We start from the raw sequence: 17,611 nt of genomic DNA, 5'->3' as shown, positions 1-17,611 counted from the left end.
CGGTCGGTTCTGTTTTTGGGATCGACTTGGGCGATAACGTTGCTTTTTGCGTGCTTTGGGAGACATCGAATGATTTCCTCAACCAACAGATCAATGTTGTATTTATCGTTTGCGGATACGGCTACAATTTGATTTCTTGGATAGTGGAAGCATTTTTCAACGTAGGCTTGTTTTTCTTTGATATGTTGGCGCTGTAATGGAGAAGGACGGTTATTTGCTGTATCCCATTCTCGGTAGGGTTCAATTTTGTCTATCTGATTTAAGACAAAAACAATTTTCTCATCTCCCTCCTGACTGGTTTTTATGACATGGTGATAAAAATATTCATCGGATGCGAAAGCACGGTCATCCCCTTTTAATACCCAAAGTACAATATCTAACTCGGGTAATAGTGAGCGATATAACGTCTTATACTCTTCATCACGTTCCTTGCTTTCACCGACGCCCGGAATATCGATTAAAATAAGAGACCGTTTGCCAAAGGTCAGCTTCATTCTTTTGACTTCACGGGTACAGGCTCCTATATCGCTGACTTCACAGATATTGCTGCGAAATATGGCATTACATAAACTTGATTTTCCAGCCCCTGTTTTCCCCATTACACCAATAACAGGTTCGTAGTTAATCGTGTGTTTTAATTTATCAATGATTTTGTCACTGAGTGATTTAGGTAAAACATCTAAGTACGACCGAACAATTTCAATACCGGATTTATCATCCATAACGCTTTCCTTTGGCTGGTTTTTAAAGGGATTTAGTCTATCAATTCACCGGTTGGTGATTGATCGTTTGTAACAATGAAAAAATGTGATATTGATCGCCGCCGCCGATCAATGCGGTTAAAAACAGCTAAACGTTATTTAACCGGGGGAATATGCTTAATATTCCTCGGTATTGATTATTTATCTTTGTTGGTTTTGTCGATATTTACATAAATGAACTATACCGACGGAGTGTTAGCGCCAGAATGAGGTGTAACTAAACGATATAAGAAGAGAAGGGCTGAAGAGCGTACTGACATAATAAAGAATGGTTGTACGTAGGTTATGCCTCCTCAATGCGGGTCTTACACTGATAAATGTCATGGGAATGGTAACGGCAGAAGTTACGTTGCCAAAGGCTATACAGGGGGCCGTAGGCAGCAATAGGCTCCTGTCGCATACCAAGCTGATACCCCAAGCCCCGACTAAAGTCAAAATCGATAGCATAGGTTGATTCTTGACCAAATGGTGTGGATGTATAGGTAAACTCGGTTACGTAACAGATATACCATCGATTATCCTGTTTCCTTTCTAGTCTAATTTCCACAGGGCGGTAACCGCCCGTTTCTGCCGTGTAGTCCGCATTACTGTAATTGAGTGTGATGCTGAAGACTTTTGGGTGACGTTCGATGATGTTGGCCAGCAGGGTAATGAAGGGTTTAAAAATCGGTAAGTCACAGGTGATGGTTAAGTGCGGTGTTTTTCGTTTTAGTCGATTAGATTTTATTTTCATGAATACGTCTCATTCGCATAATTTATTATGAACAAATAGAGGGGAGGCTAAAAAGCCTCCCCTCGGGTTTTAGTCATATTTGGAAATTTATTTTAGGTTGTAGGTTTAATGACCTTAGCAAAGTCAAAAGGACTGATATAAGTATCTCGGTTAGCATCCAGATAATCCGCCCACCACTGCACCATCAATCGCCGTTCATCTAAATGCTCAGCCTTATGGATGTAAGCCGCCCTGACACCATTACGTTCCTGATGGCTCATCTGACGCTCTACACCATCTCTGGACCATAATCCCGACTCAATTAATGCACTACAGGCCATTGTACGAAAACCATGACCACAGATTTCTGTTTTCGTGTCATAGCCCATATTTTGCAAAGCTTTATTAACTGTTCCCTCACTCATCGGCTTTCTCGAAGAATGGTCACCAATAAAGATCAAATCGCAGCGACCACTTACTTCTTGTACTTTATTAAATAATCCAATGCATTGACGACTAAGAGGTACTAAATGCGGTGTATGCATCTTTGAGCCCCTCTCCGAAAACTTAACACCAGGAATAGACTCCCGTTCAGCAGGAATCGTCCACATAGCACGATCAAAATCTATTTCTGACCAACGTGAAAAACGCAGTTCACTAGAGCGAACGAAAAGCATCAAAGAAAGTTTGATTGCCCACTTCGTAAGTTCTCTACCTTTATACGAATCAATTCGTTTAAGAAGTTCAGGGAGTAGATCAAGTGATAAGGCTGGTCGGTGTGTTACTTTTCCGGAAATAATCGCTCTAGCCATATCTTGAGCTGGATTATAATCAATCAAACCATTCTGTACAGCATAGGTCATAATTGCTGTAGTTCGCTGTTTTAGACGCATAGCAACCTCTAAGCGGCCTGAACGTTCGACGTTCTTAATCGGCACTAACAGATCCTTGGTTTTCAAATCGGCAATGTATGTCTTTCCGATGGAAGGGAATATATGCTCGACTAAACCTTTCAATATGCGTTCACTATGTAACGCTGACCATTTCCTATTTTCGGCGTGCCAAGCCCTAGCTACGGATTCAAAAGTTTTGGCTTCATCCTCTAACTCGGCTTTTACTGCCCTTTTATATTCATTCGGGTCTGTGCCCACAACAATCAGCTTTCTGGCTTCATCACGTTTTTGACGAGCGTCAGCTAGAGTAACCTCTGGATAAACACCTAGCGCAAGCGTCTTTTCCTTACCGCCAAATCGATAACGTAAACGCCAGTATTTCGAACCATTGGGATGAACCAGTAGAAACATACCGTCACCATCGGTGAGTTTGTACGCTTTATCTTCCGGCTTTGCTGAGCGTACTTTGATGTCCGTCAGGGCCATAGTGTATTCCTTTAAATCGCTATTGAGGGTACAGGATTTTTCTATGCGAGAATATACCCGCATTTATACCCACATGAGCACATTGATGTCGGTTGAATTGAGTATACGTAGAGAGAATAGGAAATGAAGAAAATACGTGTAGAAACGTGAAGTTAAGATAAAAAAATAGACGTCTATTGACGTCTATTGATTTGATATTGGTACCGAGGACGGGACTTGAACCCGTAAGCCCAATCGGGCACTACCACCTCAAGGTAGCGTGTCTACCAATTCCACCACCTCGGCACTGCTTTCATACAGAGCAACCTGTAATGGTTACTCTTCGAACTCTTTTTAATCCTATCCCTTAGCGAGGGATATCACTGCTTGGTGTATTCTGAGGGACAGGTTTAACTGCCTCAGTTTTCACCGGAGTGCTTAGGTCTTCCCATTCGCCCACTTTCTTATCCTGGTGGGTACTGAGATTGCCTAATGCTAGGCTAATCACAAAGAATAGCGTCGCTAAAACTGCTGTCATTCGAGTCATAAAGTTACCTGACCCGCCTGAACCGAATAAAGTTGCAGAGGCACCGGCACCGAAAGAAGCGCCCATGTCAGCACCTTTACCTTGCTGAAGCATAACCAGACCAACCAGTCCGATTGCTACCAACAGGAAAATAATAAGAAGCGCTTCGTACATATTCTTGCCTGTAATCCTTCGGGATAACCCCGTGCTAAAACTTGTACCAGTATCCGGAGACGATGTTAATTTTATCTATCTCTCCCGACTGGAGCGGGTGTGAATACTAACGAAAGCCACAGTGAGGTGCAAGTTCATTTTAGCAACCTGCACGCATTTGCGGAAAAAATCAGCATAAATTCAGTCGGCCTGCGGCTAACGGCATCATTATAAAGCAATCATGGCCCGTTAAGCTACGTTTGAATCAGATATCAGTAATAAATAATCTTTCGAATTTTAGTGAACTTGCTTTCTCCGTTATCCCACTCAGCAAGCAACCAGTTGTGGTACCGGTCGTAATCTGAATAATGTTTTTCTCCGCTATTTCTTTTTACTTCGTCGTTACTTGCTATGCCGGTAACTCGTTGTAAAACATTATGTTCACCATAATCAAAGTAATGGGTAGAAATAAGATTTTTTCGTTTAGTTAACACATCGCGGCGGGCAATAAAACCTTGGGAATTGTAATGATATCTTCTAACAGGATAGGTTACTTCACTGAAATTATTTTCATCTAATATTTGTTTTTCAATAACCTCAGTAAGCTGTTGATTGTCATTATAGATATATTCACGCGCCCAGACGCTGTTTAACAACCGGCTTGAAACAATACGGCCCTGCTCATCAAACAGATATTCAATAACCACTTTTCCAACGTCTGACTCTTTGCCATCAATAAGCCAGTTAATACGTTTAATCCAGTTGCCTGATTCATCTCTATAAACCCTGGTGATTGACTCACCTTTTCGGTTCTTTTCCCGTCGCTCCAGTCGAGTCACGTTACCTGACGGGTTGTATTCAATACGGCCAGAGCTGACTATCTCTCCGTTAAGGCTAACGGTTTCATCAAGTTGCTTAAGTTTATAGCCGGGAGGAAATATAGAACTACTGCCGCTCTCAGTTAATACCAAATTAGTCGCAAAAATAGCATTACTATTTGTAAGTGAATTATTGTCTGATGCAAACGAGTTGCTTGAAATAAGAATCGTGCAGAAAACCAACAATGTAGAAAAGAAATTACGGCTAATGAAAGATTTCACGTCCATAGTCCAATCACCTGCCATATATTTTATCCGGATGCCTCAATGCAGCCGAGCAGATAATAACACTTAGAAATAGTTACTTTCCATAAGTATCTCTTTTAAGTAAACGAAATAAACAAAATTATTCAATAAGCGTTTTAAATTGTTGTTCTGTACCGTGGAAAACATTGAGATCGACAAAAGTATCAATGCCATCAAGATGCCCGCGATTAGCGTATTGCCATAGCGTCCACTCACGACTATCAACTAAGGCCGGCTGTGTATAAATATCCCGGATCCAGATAGGGTTATTATCAAATTTATAAGCAACAAAGTCGTTATAGAATTCACTGGTTACATAAAGAATCGGCTTTTTATGATAAAAATCTTCCAGCCGGTTAATTAGCACTTCGATTTCTGCAAGTACCAGCGCTTTGTCTGACGTCAGTTGACAGTTACCGCCATACTCCAGATCAATAACGGGTGGCAGAGTATTCGGCTCAAGCGGAACGGTTTCAATAAAATTTTTAGCCTGTTCTTCACCGGACTTACAAAAAGTGAAGAAATGATAGGCACCAACGATAAAACCACGTTCCCTGGCCGCCGTCCAGTTAGCATGAAAGCTCTTATCTTTGAAATCGCCGCCCTCAGTCGCTTTAATAAAAACAAAACTAACCTGACACTTGTCAATGTCGTCCCAGCGAATCTGTTTTTGATGATTTGAGATATCAATTCCCTGTACGGGGAACTGGCTTAATGTGGGGTAATTAAATCTTAGATATCCATTATACAGTGAAAAAATCACTAGAAGAGCCGCGGCAGTAATGCCGATAACAACAAATAGCAGAGACTTAGCACGCATATGAAGTAATATCCTTTTACTACCCTGAGACGTGACATAAAACTAAAGCGGGAATCTCCCGCTCAAGCTGTTGATAAACCTCACACATCAAAGTCTGGGACTTAAAAAACTCAAACGCAGGGAGAGAATTCCGTTGGGGCCGTAGCTGGCTTGCCAGCCGAAGTACCCCTAGGGATTCTAGGCCCGTAGCCCAATGAACTCAAAGTACCGCCCCTCGGCCGCTAGAAGAAGGTAATATTTCGACATTCTTTTTACGGACGAAACTTCTGATAAAACCAAATTGCACTACTTTATCGTCAGTCTGGGCGGGAATCTCCCGCTTTAGTTTGGATAATAGGCTAAAGTCATTAGCCGTTAGATTTTACCGCATCCGCAATGCTGTTTGCCAGGCGCAGAACTTGCTCATCATCCTCACCTTCAACCATAACCCGGATTAGAGGCTCAGTACCTGATTTACGCAGTAATACCCGACCACGCCCTGCCAACTCTAGCTCAACCTGAGCCGTTACTTGCTTCACGTTCTCAGCTTCCAGCGGGTCATGCTTGCCAGCAAAGCGCACGTTAACCAGTACCTGAGGCAGAAGTCTCATGCCGCTACACAGGTCGTGTAGTGTCATATGGTTGCGCGCCATCGCGGCTAATACTTGCAGGCCAGCAACAATGCCGTCACCCGTTGTTGTTTTATCCAGAAGAATCACATGACCGGAGTTTTCTGCACCTAATGTCCAGCCCAATTCTTTCATTTTTTCCAGAACGTAACGGTCACCTACTTTAGCTCTGGCAAACGGGATACCTAGCTGCTTAAGCGCCAGCTCCAACCCCATATTGCTCATTAGTGTGCCAACGGCTCCGCCTTTAAGCTGCCCCTGACGCAGAGCCTCACGCGCAATAATATACAGGATCTGATCGCCATCCACTTTATTGCCTAAATGGTCAACCATCATGACCCGGTCGCCATCACCGTCGAAGGCGATACCTACATGGGCTTTCTCAGCTAAAACCCGCTCTTGCAGCAGACGGACATCGGTAGCACCACATTTTTCATTAATATTCATGCCATCCGGTTCACAGCCAATAGTAATGACGTTTGCACCCAATTCACGCAATACGCTCGGGGCGATGTGATAGGTGGCACCATTGGCGCAGTCCACGACGATTTTTAACTCACTGAGGCTGAGTTCGCTAGGGAACCCGCCCTTACAGAATTCAATATAACGGCCGGCAGCATCATTAATTCGGCTGGCTTTGCCTAACTCGGCTGATTCAACGCAGGTCAGCGGCTTTTCCATTTCAGCTTCAATCGCTTCTTCTACCGCATCCGGCAGCTTAGTGCCGTCAATCGAGAAGAACTTGATGCCGTTATCATAATAAGGATTATGAGAAGCAGAAATCACAATACCGGCTTCAGCGCGAAAGGTTCGGGTTAAATAAGCAACCGCAGGGGTTGGCATTGGTCCGGTAAAAGACGCGGATAAACCTGCTGCTGCAAGGCCTGCCTCAAGCGCTGACTCCAGCATATAGCCGGAAATACGCGTATCTTTACCAATAATGATTTTACGAGAACCATGACGGGCTAAAACTTTCCCTGCCGCCCAGCCTAACTTAAGCACAAATTCAGGAGTTATAGGATGATCACCAACTTTGCCCCGAATACCATCCGTGCCAAAATACTTGCGATTACTACTCATTTTATTTTTATCCCTTAGCCGAAAGTGTAGCTTCAACGACTCTCATCGCTTCTGCCGTTTCTTTTACGTCGTGTACGCGAATAATTTGAGCCCCTTGCATCGCGGCAATCACCGCACAGGTAACGCTACCCACTACCCGCTGCTCAGGAGGCACATTCAAAAGTTGCCCTATCATAGACTTTCTCGACATTCCGACCAATAGCGGCAATTCAAAATGATGAAAGTCTGACAAATGAGCCAATAATTGATAATTATGTTTTAGATTCTTACCAAAGCCAAATCCCGGATCGAGTAGCAGCTTACTTCGTTCGATTCCGGCATCAAGGCATCGGGCAATATGTTCAACGAAAAAAGCGTCAACCTCAGCCACAACATCCTGATATTGGGGTTCATGCTGCATTGTTCTGGGCATTCCCTGCATATGCATCAGGCAAACAGGTAATCCGGTTTCAAGCGCGGCATCCATCGCTCCCGGCTCTTGCAGAGCCCGAATATCATTGATCAGATGAACACCTACCCGGTCTGATTCTCTCATAACCTCTGGCTTAGACGTATCGACTGAAACCCAGATTTCAAAATTTTTCGCAATCGCTTCTGCCACCGGAATAACCCGGTCAAGCTCTTCCTCTACCGAAACGTCTGCCGCACCGGGCCGCGTAGATTCGCCGCCAATATCGATAATAGTCGCGCCCGCCTGAATCATCTCATTTGCATGGCGTAGCGCATTATCAATTTGTTTAAAGCGACCGCCATCGGAAAAGGAGTCGGGGGTTACGTTAAGGATCCCCATCACCTGTGGATAAGAGAGATCCAAGGTTAATCCCCTGCTGTCTAACTTCATGATGAATTCCTTAATCCTGCATATCGCAATAAATAACGCCTACTATTTTACTCTAGGCCAGATAACTAACCGCAAACAAAACCTTCTGATGAAGAGACGGTTTTATACCCCAAATAATTCGGGTGAGCCAGCGCAGCTAACAAAGATGCGGCTTGACGTATGACCGGTATATTATACCGATAAATACAAAAACCCCGAGCAAGCTCGGGGTTTTTATTATCATACTCGACCAAATGATAGCTTAAACAGCGGGCTTGTCACTTGGCGCGTCAGGCTTATGCAAGTCTGTCACTGTCGGTTCTGCAGGCATAACCGGAGTCTGTGCGTTACCCGCTGGTGGTTTAGTTCCACCGCTTTGTGCATCATCCCAGCCGGCCGGAGTACGAACTTCTCTGCGGGCCATCAGATCGTCGATCTGAGGAGCATCAATAGTTTCATACTTCATCAATGCATCCTTCATCGAGTGCAGGATGTCCATATTATCTTCCAGAATCTGTCTTGCACGCTCATAGTTGCGTTCAATTAGTGATTTAACTTCCTGGTCGATAATACGCGCCGTTTCATCAGACATGTGCTTGCTTTTTGACATTGAGCGGCCAAGGAATACTTCGCCCTCTTCCTCTGCGTACAGTAAAGGACCTAACTTCTCAGAGAAGCCCCACTGAGTCACCATGTTACGGGCAATTGAGGTGGCTACTTTAATATCATTAGAAGCACCGGTAGACACTTTTTCAGGTCCGTAAATTAGCTCTTCGGCTAAACGACCACCGTACAGCGTTGAAATACGGCTTTCCAGCTTCTGGCGGTTCTCACTTATTGCATCACCAACCGGCAGGAAGAAAGTCACACCCAATGCACGGCCACGAGGAATAATCGTAACCTTATGGACAGGATCGTGCTCTGGTACTAAACGCCCAATAATCGCATGTCCGGCTTCATGATAGGCCGTTGACTCTTTCTGCTCTTCGGTCATAACCAGAGAACGACGCTCCGCACCCATCATGATCTTATCTTTGGCTTTTTCAAACTCAACCATCGATACAACACGTTTATTGGTACGGGCAGCAAACAGAGCCGCTTCATTGACTAAGTTAGCTAAGTCAGCACCCGAGAAGCCCGGAGTACCACGCGCAATAACTGATTCATCAACATCCGGCGATACCGGTACGCGACGCATATGAACTTTAAGGATCTGAGCTCTACCGCGAACATCAGGCAGACCAACCACAACCTGACGGTCGAAACGGCCCGGGCGCAGTAATGCAGGGTCTAAAACGTCAGGACGGTTAGTTGCGGCAATAACGATAACGCCTTCATTACCTTCAAAACCATCCATCTCAACCAGCATTTGGTTTAGCGTTTGTTCACGTTCATCATGACCACCGCCTAAACCTGCACCACGCTGACGGCCAACGGCGTCGATTTCATCAATAAAGATGATACATGGAGCCGCTTTTTTAGCCTGTTCGAACATGTCGCGCACACGAGATGCACCAACACCCACAAACATTTCAACAAAGTCAGAACCAGAAATAGTGAAGAAAGGAACTTTGGCTTCACCGGCAATGGCTTTAGCCAGCAAAGTTTTACCGGTTCCCGGAGGACCGACCATCAGTATACCTTTAGGGATCTTACCACCCAGCTTCTGGAAACGGCTTGGATCGCGTAAGAACTCAACCAGCTCACTCACATCTTCTTTTGCTTCATCACAACCGGCTACGTCAGCAAACGTGGTTTTGATTTGTTCTTCCGATAGCATTCTGGCCTTACTTTTGCCGAATGACATCGCGCCTTTACCACCACCGCCTTGCATTTGGCGCATGAAGAAGATCCAGACACCGATCAATAACAGCATCGGGAACCAGGAGATAAAGACCTGTTGTAGGAAGCCAGGCTGTTCAGGCGGCTCACCAATAGTTCTTACATTATTTTTTAGCAGAAGGCTAAGAAGCAATGGGTCTTCCATTGGCATGTAAGTTGTATGGGCTGCTTTGTCCTGCTGCGTTTTATACTGAATTTCACGCCCGCTAATACGAGCTTCGCTGACCTGGTTATTACTAACCTGCGTCATAAATTCCGAATAGTCGGTACGACGACTATTCGATTCGCTAGGCCCGAAGCTCTGAAATACAGTCATCAGTACAACTGCGATGACCAACCAGAGAATTAGGTTTTTCGCCATATCACTCAAGGAATTAACCTCATATTACAATGGTGTTAACAATACGCGTTAGGGTACTACAGTTTGCGCCCAGTCGCTACAATGTATACTTCACGTGAACGAGCTCGCGAAGCATCAGGTTTTCGGACCTTTACTATGCTGAAAAGAGAGCGAACTTGACGTAAATACTCATCAAAACCCTCTCCTTGAAAGACCTTCACCAAAAAACTCCCGCCCGGCGCTAAGACATCTCTACACATCTCTAACGCCAACTCAACCAGATACATCGCCCTTGGAATATCAACGGCGGGAGTGCCACTCATATTCGGCGCCATATCAGACATTACCACCTGAACCTTACCATCACCTACGCGTTCTAATAAGGCTTTCAGTACCATCTCATCACGAAAATCACCCTGAAGGAAGTCAACTCCGACTATTGGATCCATAGGTAAAATGTCGCATGCGATTACTCTACCTTTGTTACCAATTTGTGTCACAACATATTGTGACCATCCGCCAGGGGCCGCCCCCAAATCAACAACTGTCATTCCCGGCCTAAATAGTTTGTCAGTTTGCTGTATTTCATCTAGTTTAAACCATGCGCGGGAACGTAGCCCTTTTTTCTGCGCTTGTTGCACATATTTATCGCTAAAGTGTTCTTGTAACCAGCGCGTTGAACTGCCTGAACGCTTTTTACCCATGTGGTATTCCAACCATAAATGTCTATCGGCTTCACACCAAATTGGTGATAAGTATCAGATGGCGGTAGAATAAGCCGTTTTCAACCCCAACCCCAAACTGACGTAAAGAAAATGAATCTATCTAACAAGCAAAAGCAACATCTTAAAAGCTTAGCGCACCCTTTAAAGCCTGTGGTGATGATTGGTGGTAACGGCCTCACAGAGGGCGTTCTCGCTGAAATCGAACAAGCTTTAGCGCATCATGAGCTGATCAAAGTAAAAATATCAACGGAAGAGCGCGAAACAAAACAGCTGATTGCTGATGCAATTACTCGTGAAACTGGCGCTAACAACGTGCAGGTGATTGGTAGTATTTTAGTGCTCTATAGAGCAAGTAAAGATAAAAAAATCAGCCTGCCTCGTTAAGTTTGATGAAAAAAGGTGATAATTGTCGCCTTTTTTCATTTCTTTACATTCGATTAACCTTTAACCAAATGTAACATAGCTAAAAATCAGAGATATTCAACCTTCAAAATCTCAAATTCGATGTCACCGCCCGGCGCTTTAATCACCACCACGTCGTCCGCTTCCTTGCCGATCAAACCACGCGCCATCGGTGAATTAATTGAGATTAGATTTTGTTTAAAATCAGCCTCATCATCACCGACAATGCGGTAAGTCACTTCTTCTTCCGTTTCCAGGTTCATCACTTTGACCGTGGCACCGAAAATAACCCGCCCCGTATTGGGCATTTTCGTTACATCGATAATCTGAGCATTCGATAGCTTAGCTTCGATATCCTGAATACGACCTTCACAAAATCCTTGCTGTTCACGGGCAGCATGATATTCAGCGTTTTCTTTGAGATCTCCGTGAGCGCGAGCCTCAGCGATATCAGAGATAATTTTTGGTCTGCGTACGCTTTTTAAAAACTCAAGCTCTTCACGCAGGCTCTCTGCACCAAGTAACGTCATTGGAATTTGTTTCATCTACTATTCCCTCTTAAATCGCCAAACTTTAGTTATAATAGCGACGATTTATAATAAATTAACGGCATCAGTCTGCCATACCGGCTACTTTACAAACAAATAGAGTCCGACCCGGCACTATTTTACCAAGCCAAATAAATATCGTATTTAATCCCCATTTTACCTTAGAGTTGCTGTGGGGTCATTGTTTACTTTTATTACTCACCATCCGAGCGTATGGCAACCATGGTATAAATGATGTCATCAAATAGTGATACACTTTCACCTATTCGGACTTTTGCCTCTCTTCATATTTGCTGGCTACCCGCTGGAGCGGTTTAGCAAGAACCGATATCGGGGCAACTACTTTTTATTTTTGCAGGTAAGCAGGTATCTATTCATTATGCGTTTACTGAAAATTCTCACTGGTTTGGCATGCTCGCTCGCATTAACTGCACAGGCAGTGCCCGTTGAACAATATACAAATTTGCTACCGGAAGGGGCCAGCCTTTCACTGATGGTGCAAAAAGTCGGGGCCCCTGCACCTTCAATAGACTATCACGGAAAACAGCTCAGCCTGCCGGCCAGTACGCAAAAGGTGGTAACTGCCTTAGCTGCACTGCTACAACTGGGTCCGGATTATCGATTTACCACTACAATGGAAAGTTCCGCCGGCATAAGTAACGGTGTTCTCAACGGAGACTTAGTGGTTCGATTTAGCGGTGATCCAACGCTGAAACGTCAACAAATTCGCAATATGGTGCAATCACTTAAACAGCAAGGGTTACAAAAAGTATCCGGCAGTCTAGTGATTGATACCTCGATATTTGCCAGCCACGATAAAGCGCCGGGCTGGTCATGGAATGATATGACTCAGTGCTTTAGTGCTCCGCCTTCGGCCGCTATTGTAGATAAAAACTGTTTCACCATTGCGCTGCAAACGTCCAAACAGGACGGCGGCATAGCAACGCCACAGGTTGCCCCGTATTACCCGGTACAGGTTATTAGCAATGTCCGGTCCTACCCAAGAAACTCACCGGACGCCCGTTACTGCGAATTTGATGTTACCGCCGGGGAAAATCAGAAATATACTCTGACAGGCTGCCTGACTCAGCAAGAAAAACCGATTTCTTTAGCCTTCGCTATTCAGGATGGTGCGGGTTATGCCGCTCAGATAGTGAAAAGTGAATTTCAACAGGCCGGAATTCAAATTGGAAACGCGATCAGGTTCCAGACATCAAACACTACGCCTGAAAAAATTATTGCTCAGACTCAGTCAGACACACTACATAACTTACTTAAAGTCATGTTAAAAGAGTCAGACAATATGATTGCTGATACCGTATTTCGCACGCTGGGTAACAAACAGTACGGAGTGCCGGGCACATGGCGAACCGGTGCAAACGCCGTTCGTTCAACCCTGCGTAATCAGGCGGGTATTGATATTGGCAACACCGTCATTGCGGATGGCTCGGGCCTTTCCAGGCATAACCTTATTGCTGCCGATACCATGATGCAAATTTTGCAGTATATCGCTAAGAATGACGCTCAATTAGATTTCATCTCCATGCTGCCAGTATCAGGCCAAGACGGGACACTGCGCTCACGCAGTGGCTTTAAAGATGCCGGATTAGACGGAAAAGTTTTAGCCAAAACGGGCGCGCTTCAAGGCGTATACAATTTGGCGGGATTTATCACTACCGCTAGCGGAGAGAAAATGGCTTTCGTTCAGTATCTTTCTGGTTATGCTATGTCGCCACAAGACCGTTCTGGCCGCAAAGCAACATTAGCCGGCTTCGAGAGCCAACTGTACCGGGATATTTATACTAATAACTAATCGCTGATAAAACGCTTTCCGGGCGGAGATAAAAACCGCCCGGTAATTCATCACTCAATCAGCATCAATCATCTCGGCTAAGACCCAAACGCTAACGCTCCCGCCGTTAACTGAAAACGCGCCCGTTCCCTGCTCATCAGTAACGATCGTTTCCTGACGATGCCCAAGATAATCACAATAGCGCTTATTTTCGAACCCGGCTCCCAGCGCTATCACTTTTTTATTTTCGCTACCGTTCGACATGATCACCACACAACCAGGCCCGTCATCGGTACCAGAACGGACAAAAGCAATACAGTTGACATCATCAAAATAGTCGGTCTGAATGCCATTAGCGAAGCGCTGACGCCCTTTAATCAATAGGGGCAGTTGCTCAATAGCGGGTATCTCAATATCATAGAGCCCGCCATCACTTCCCTCATCCTGATAATTTGCACCAAATAGATCCGGGTAGAAAATACAAGGAACCCCCTGCTCTCGCAGCAAAATTAACGCGTAGGCTAAAGGCTTAAACCAAGGTTCAACCGGGGTTTCTAACGACTGCAAAGGCTGAGTATCATGATTAGCAACAAGCGTTACAGCGTGTTCTGCATCAGCGGCAACTAATGAGCCATCAAGAATGGTCGTCAGATCGAATTCATCTCCGCCTTTTGATGCATGGTGGAAATTCAGATGAAGCGGAGCGTCAAACAGCATTAGTTTGTCATCAATCAGCGCTAAGTATTGCTGTAAAACAGTCAAATCATGCGACCAATATTCAGCAACGGTAAATAGATTACGCTGCACGGTGCCTCTGGCATGGTCCAGCCATTGTTTAAAAAACCATGCGGGAATATGTTTCACTGCATCCAGTCTGAAGCCATCACAAGGAACGGTTTCCATCAGCCAGGTAATCCAGCGTTTTAGTTCCTCTATCACCGCCGGATTTCGAAACTCAATATTGGCGCCCATCAGAAAATCATAATTACCATTTTCGCTGTCAACTTCATCGTTCCATCCCTCGTCAGCGTAGTCATTGACGATCTTAAATATCCCCTCTTCTTGAGGCTCTTCGATATAATCAACGCCGCTAAAGCTGTGATAATCCCAAACGTATTCAGAGTACTGATTTTTTCGGCCCGGAAATGTAAAGCGAGTATAGGCCAAAGCCTCAATCACTTCGGTTGAAATATCATTCCGGTTATCGGGATCGACTTTTTTGACCTTAACCTTTTCTTTTTCATCAGCACCAAGCTTATGATTCAGAACGATATCCAAATAGACTTCTAAACCATGATTTTTAAGGGTATTAACTGCATTAAGTAACCCCTCTTTATCACCGTATTTAGTCGCGCGAGAACCTTTTTGATCAAACTCACCGAGATCAAATATGTCATAGGTATCATAGCCAACTGAATAACCACCAGAGGCGCCTTTATAAGGAGGCGGAAGCCAAACTGCAGTTATGCCTAAATCAGCCAGCTCAGCCGCACGCTCCGCGGCCTCTGGCCATAGCTTGCCCCCATCAGGATAATACCAGTGGAAAAACTGCAGCAATGTCGCTTTTTTCATGATTTACTGGTTCCATAACTCAATTGGGTTCAGTAAGAGTATGGTGTTAATTGGCTGAAAATGCAGCAAAACCGAATATTAATTATCAATTCAGCTTAAATAGAAAAGGCTACCCTAAGGCAGCCTTTTCTATTAATACGACGGGTAAATCAATCAGCGTTCATAAATAATCTCAACGCCGTCATCGTCTTCTTCATCCCAATCATCGTCATCATCATCTTCATCACCATCAGTACCACTCCAGATCTCTTCAGTACTTTTACTCTCCGGACCGTCTAACTGCTCGCGATGATAATCATCCCACATGAACTCAACTTTTTCAGGCGCGACTTCTTCAATCGCCATCGCTTTAGGATGTGCGTTCAGGAAGGCCATGACATCCCAGCAAAGCGCAGTAACGCCAGCCCGGTTAGCCGCTGAAATCAAATAGTACTTGTCTTCCCAGCCGAGTGCATCAGCGATCTCTTTTGCTCTAGCCTCAGCTTCTTCTTCACTCACTAAATCGACTTTGTTAAACACTAGCCAACGTGGTTTTTCAGATAAGTTTTCACTGTATTGATTGAGCTCATTGATAATAACATGCGCATTTTCAACCGGGTTTGACTCATCAATCGGGGCAATATCGATCAGGTGTAATAGTACACGACAGCGCTCAAGGTGCTTAAGGAAGCGAATGCCTAAGCCAGCGCCGTCTGAAGCCCCTTCAATAAGGCCGGGAATATCTGCGATCACAAAGCTCTGCTCGCTGTCCATACGGACTACGCCAAGGCTAGGTATCAAGGTGGTAAACGGATAATCAGCAACCTTCGGTTTCGCAGCAGAAACTGCGCGAATAAAGGTTGATTTACCCGCATTAGGTAAACCCAACATGCCGACATCAGCCAGCAGCAGTAATTCGAGTAATAAATCATGTTTATCACCCGGCGTACCGCTGGTCTTTTGACGCGGAGCACGGTTAATCGAAGATTTAAAACGCAGGTTACCTAAACCATGGAAACCACCTTTGGCCACCATCAGTTTCTGCCCGTGGCGGGTCAAATCGCCCAGAATCTCACCGGTATCCTGATCTTTAATACGCGTACCCACAGGTACTTTGATCGTAATATCTTGGCCTCTGCGCCCGGTACAGGCTTTGCTTTGACCATTCTGACCGCGCTCAGCACGGAAAGACTTCTCAAAGCGATAATCAATCAGCGTGTTAAGGTTTTCATCAGCAACCATGAAAACGTCGCCGCCGTCGCCGCCGTCGCCGCCGTCAGGGCCGCCGTTTGGAATATATTTTTCGCGGCGGAAGCTTACACAACCGTTACCACCGTCGCCTGCTTCAACGCGAATGACTGCTTCATCAACGAACTTCATTCACTGTCTCCGTAAATTATTTATCCGACTACCCAAATGACTTTGTTTAATTTTACCCTATATGAGTCAGGGTAAATGTCTGAACGCTATTTAAGGGGTAAGACCGGTTTTTTCTCTGACCGCCGGGGGAGTAATCGATGACCCGCAGCGGAAAACATGGCGCCCATAACAACAATGAATGCGCCGCTATATCCAAGTATATTTAACACCGTCATGGAGAACATATCCGGCCAGAACAGTGCTAATAAATCAGAAAATACTAGGGTAAATAAAGGCGTTAGCGTAATCAGGGCACTCACCTGTGCCACCTGCCAACGCGCCATTGCTTCCCCTAAAGCTCCATAGGCAACCAAGGTATTTAAACCACAGAAAGCTAAACAGCTAAGCTGCCATGAATTCAGTTTATAAATCTCACTAGGTGCCGATATAGGAGTGACGAAAATGACACACAATACGTACAGTAAAAATAAGATCTGAGAAGCGGCTAACCGACGTTGTAATATCTTCTGTGCAAGCGCATAGCAGACCCAGACCAGAGATGAACAAACACCGAGTATGACGCCCATGGTGTAATCAGTTAAGCGAGTAAATATCTCAATCAGGTTAGTATTAAAAAACAGTACCAGACCAAAAATTAACATTACTGCACCGATAACCTGCGTAATCCTCATGCTCTCTTTTAAGATAAGCACGCTGGCAAACATCATACCGACCGGCGACAGTTGCGCAATCACCTGCGAAGCCGTTGGCGTAAGATATTGCAATGCGGAACTAAATAGAATGAAGTTTCCGACTAACCCTAGTGAAGCAATAATTAGCATTGCCAGCCAGCGAGGACGCTTAAATAACCTTAGGCTCGGCAACTTGCCTTGAACCGCTAACACAATACCCAGCCCAACGGCAGATATCACAAATCGATACCAGACAATGGTATAAGGCGTCATATCGGTTAAAAGTTGCTTCATCGCAATGGGCACTGCACCCCATAACACCGCGGTTATTAGTGCGAATGTAATGCCTAATGCCATACTCTGCTTTACTTGGGACATTTGTCTAACGGCTCCAGCAC

At 44.9% G+C, this 17,611-nt stretch carries 16 protein-coding genes and 1 tRNA gene; 2 read left to right on the top strand and 15 right to left on the bottom strand.

Annotated features, from left to right (window positions below; translation table 11 throughout):
- From YWE_RS27030 to rlmE, 11 genes are all read right to left on the bottom strand, one after another.
- Positions 1-722, bottom strand: a 722-nt coding sequence (locus YWE_RS27030) for a GTPase family protein (protein WP_036015640.1), incomplete at its 3' end; no start/stop codon positions are given.
- A 322-nt stretch (positions 723-1,044) separates the two neighbouring features.
- Positions 1,045-1,494 carry a DUF2787 family protein gene (locus tag YWE_RS27025; RefSeq protein ID WP_051323270.1) on the bottom strand — a complete coding sequence of 150 codons (450 nt, stop codon included), beginning with the start codon at positions 1,492-1,494 and terminating at the stop codon, positions 1,045-1,047.
- Positions 1,495-1,586: 92 nt separating this feature from the next.
- Complete coding sequence (locus tag YWE_RS0109865) at positions 1,587-2,852, bottom strand: tyrosine-type recombinase/integrase (RefSeq protein WP_029094378.1); 1,266 nt, start codon at positions 2,850-2,852, stop codon at positions 1,587-1,589.
- A gap of 198 nt (positions 2,853-3,050) precedes the next feature.
- Positions 3,051-3,137: transfer RNA gene (locus YWE_RS0109860), tRNA-Leu, on the bottom strand.
- A gap of 61 nt (positions 3,138-3,198) precedes the next feature.
- Positions 3,199-3,531 carry a preprotein translocase subunit SecG gene (gene secG, locus YWE_RS0109855; protein ID WP_029094377.1) on the bottom strand — a complete coding sequence of 111 codons (333 nt, stop codon included), beginning with the start codon at positions 3,529-3,531 and terminating at the stop codon, positions 3,199-3,201.
- A 251-nt stretch (positions 3,532-3,782) separates the two neighbouring features.
- Entirely contained in the window at positions 3,783-4,616 is an 834-nt protein-coding gene (locus YWE_RS0109850; protein WP_127526413.1) for a hypothetical protein, read from the bottom strand.
- A gap of 118 nt (positions 4,617-4,734) precedes the next feature.
- A complete protein-coding gene (locus YWE_RS0109845) occupies positions 4,735-5,454 on the bottom strand; it encodes a glycoside hydrolase family 25 protein (RefSeq protein ID WP_029094375.1) in 720 nt (239 codons plus the stop codon).
- 347 nt (positions 5,455-5,801) lie between these two features.
- Positions 5,802-7,142: a phosphoglucosamine mutase gene (gene glmM / locus YWE_RS0109840; RefSeq protein WP_029094374.1), complete on the bottom strand. Its 1,341-nt coding sequence runs from the start codon at positions 7,140-7,142 to the stop codon at positions 5,802-5,804.
- Positions 7,143-7,149: 7 nt separating this feature from the next.
- Positions 7,150-7,983, bottom strand: a complete 834-nt coding sequence (gene folP / locus YWE_RS0109835) for a dihydropteroate synthase (protein WP_029094373.1) — start codon at positions 7,981-7,983, stop codon at positions 7,150-7,152.
- Between the two features lie 241 nt (positions 7,984-8,224).
- Positions 8,225-10,174 (bottom strand): ATP-dependent zinc metalloprotease FtsH, encoded by a 1,950-nt coding sequence (ftsH, locus tag YWE_RS27020; RefSeq protein ID WP_051323269.1) that lies wholly within the window; start codon positions 10,172-10,174, stop codon positions 8,225-8,227.
- Positions 10,175-10,221: 47 nt separating this feature from the next.
- Entirely contained in the window at positions 10,222-10,848 is a 627-nt protein-coding gene (gene rlmE, locus YWE_RS0109825) for a 23S rRNA (uridine(2552)-2'-O)-methyltransferase RlmE (RefSeq protein ID WP_036015637.1), read from the bottom strand.
- A gap of 111 nt (positions 10,849-10,959) precedes the next feature.
- Here rlmE and yhbY point away from each other — a divergent pair, with 111 nt between their 5' ends.
- Positions 10,960-11,253, top strand: a complete 294-nt coding sequence (gene yhbY / locus YWE_RS0109820) for a ribosome assembly RNA-binding protein YhbY (protein ID WP_029094371.1) — start codon at positions 10,960-10,962, stop codon at positions 11,251-11,253.
- 86 nt (positions 11,254-11,339) lie between these two features.
- Here yhbY and greA read toward each other — a convergent pair whose 3' ends face one another.
- Entirely contained in the window at positions 11,340-11,816 is a 477-nt protein-coding gene (greA, locus tag YWE_RS0109815) for a transcription elongation factor GreA (RefSeq protein ID WP_029094370.1), read from the bottom strand.
- 382 nt (positions 11,817-12,198) lie between these two features.
- On the opposite strand from greA, the gene dacB reads away from it, so the two are divergent.
- Positions 12,199-13,632, top strand: coding sequence for a serine-type D-Ala-D-Ala carboxypeptidase (dacB, locus tag YWE_RS0109810; RefSeq protein ID WP_029094369.1), 1,434 nt, complete (start codon positions 12,199-12,201; stop codon positions 13,630-13,632).
- A gap of 54 nt (positions 13,633-13,686) precedes the next feature.
- Here the strand turns inward: dacB and amyA are convergent, their stop codons facing one another.
- From amyA to YWE_RS0109790, 3 genes are all read right to left on the bottom strand, one after another.
- Complete coding sequence (gene amyA / locus YWE_RS0109805; RefSeq protein WP_029094368.1) at positions 13,687-15,186, bottom strand: alpha-amylase; 1,500 nt, start codon at positions 15,184-15,186, stop codon at positions 13,687-13,689.
- Positions 15,187-15,336: 150 nt separating this feature from the next.
- Positions 15,337-16,542, bottom strand: coding sequence for an Obg family GTPase CgtA (cgtA, locus tag YWE_RS0109795; protein WP_029094367.1), 1,206 nt, complete (start codon positions 16,540-16,542; stop codon positions 15,337-15,339).
- A gap of 86 nt (positions 16,543-16,628) precedes the next feature.
- Positions 16,629-17,591 (bottom strand): DMT family transporter, encoded by a 963-nt coding sequence (locus tag YWE_RS0109790; RefSeq protein ID WP_029094366.1) that lies wholly within the window; start codon positions 17,589-17,591, stop codon positions 16,629-16,631.
- Positions 17,592-17,611 lie beyond the last annotated feature (20 nt).

It is taken from the genome of Budvicia aquatica DSM 5075 = ATCC 35567 (assembly GCF_000427805.1).
GTDB lineage: Bacteria > Pseudomonadota > Gammaproteobacteria > Enterobacterales > Enterobacteriaceae > Budvicia > Budvicia aquatica.
The sequence above is the reverse complement of the archived record's forward strand: the minus strand, read 5'-3'. Positions and strand labels throughout refer to the sequence as shown.

Excerpts from the sequence above, each read along its gene's own strand:
- YWE_RS27025 (WP_051323270.1), bottom strand. The coding sequence starts at position 1,494 with ATGAAAATAAAATCTAATCGACTAAAACGAAAAACACCGCACTTAACC.
- YWE_RS0109865 (WP_029094378.1), bottom strand. The coding sequence starts at position 2,852 with ATGGCCCTGACGGACATCAAAGTACGCTCAGCAAAGCCGGAAGATAAA.
- secG (WP_029094377.1), bottom strand. The coding sequence starts at position 3,531 with ATGTACGAAGCGCTTCTTATTATTTTCCTGTTGGTAGCAATCGGACTG.
- YWE_RS0109850 (WP_127526413.1), bottom strand. The coding sequence starts at position 4,616 with ATGGACGTGAAATCTTTCATTAGCCGTAATTTCTTTTCTACATTGTTG.
- YWE_RS0109845 (WP_029094375.1), bottom strand. The coding sequence starts at position 5,454 with ATGCGTGCTAAGTCTCTGCTATTTGTTGTTATCGGCATTACTGCCGCG.
- glmM (WP_029094374.1), bottom strand. The coding sequence starts at position 7,142 with ATGAGTAGTAATCGCAAGTATTTTGGCACGGATGGTATTCGGGGCAAA.
- folP (WP_029094373.1), bottom strand. The coding sequence starts at position 7,983 with ATGAAGTTAGACAGCAGGGGATTAACCTTGGATCTCTCTTATCCACAG.
- rlmE (WP_036015637.1), bottom strand. The coding sequence starts at position 10,848 with ATGGGTAAAAAGCGTTCAGGCAGTTCAACGCGCTGGTTACAAGAACAC.
- yhbY (WP_029094371.1), top strand. The coding sequence starts at position 10,960 with ATGAATCTATCTAACAAGCAAAAGCAACATCTTAAAAGCTTAGCGCAC.
- greA (WP_029094370.1), bottom strand. The coding sequence starts at position 11,816 with ATGAAACAAATTCCAATGACGTTACTTGGTGCAGAGAGCCTGCGTGAA.
- dacB (WP_029094369.1), top strand. The coding sequence starts at position 12,199 with ATGCGTTTACTGAAAATTCTCACTGGTTTGGCATGCTCGCTCGCATTA.
- cgtA (WP_029094367.1), bottom strand. The coding sequence starts at position 16,542 with ATGAAGTTCGTTGATGAAGCAGTCATTCGCGTTGAAGCAGGCGACGGT.
- YWE_RS0109790 (WP_029094366.1), bottom strand. The coding sequence starts at position 17,591 with ATGTCCCAAGTAAAGCAGAGTATGGCATTAGGCATTACATTCGCACTA.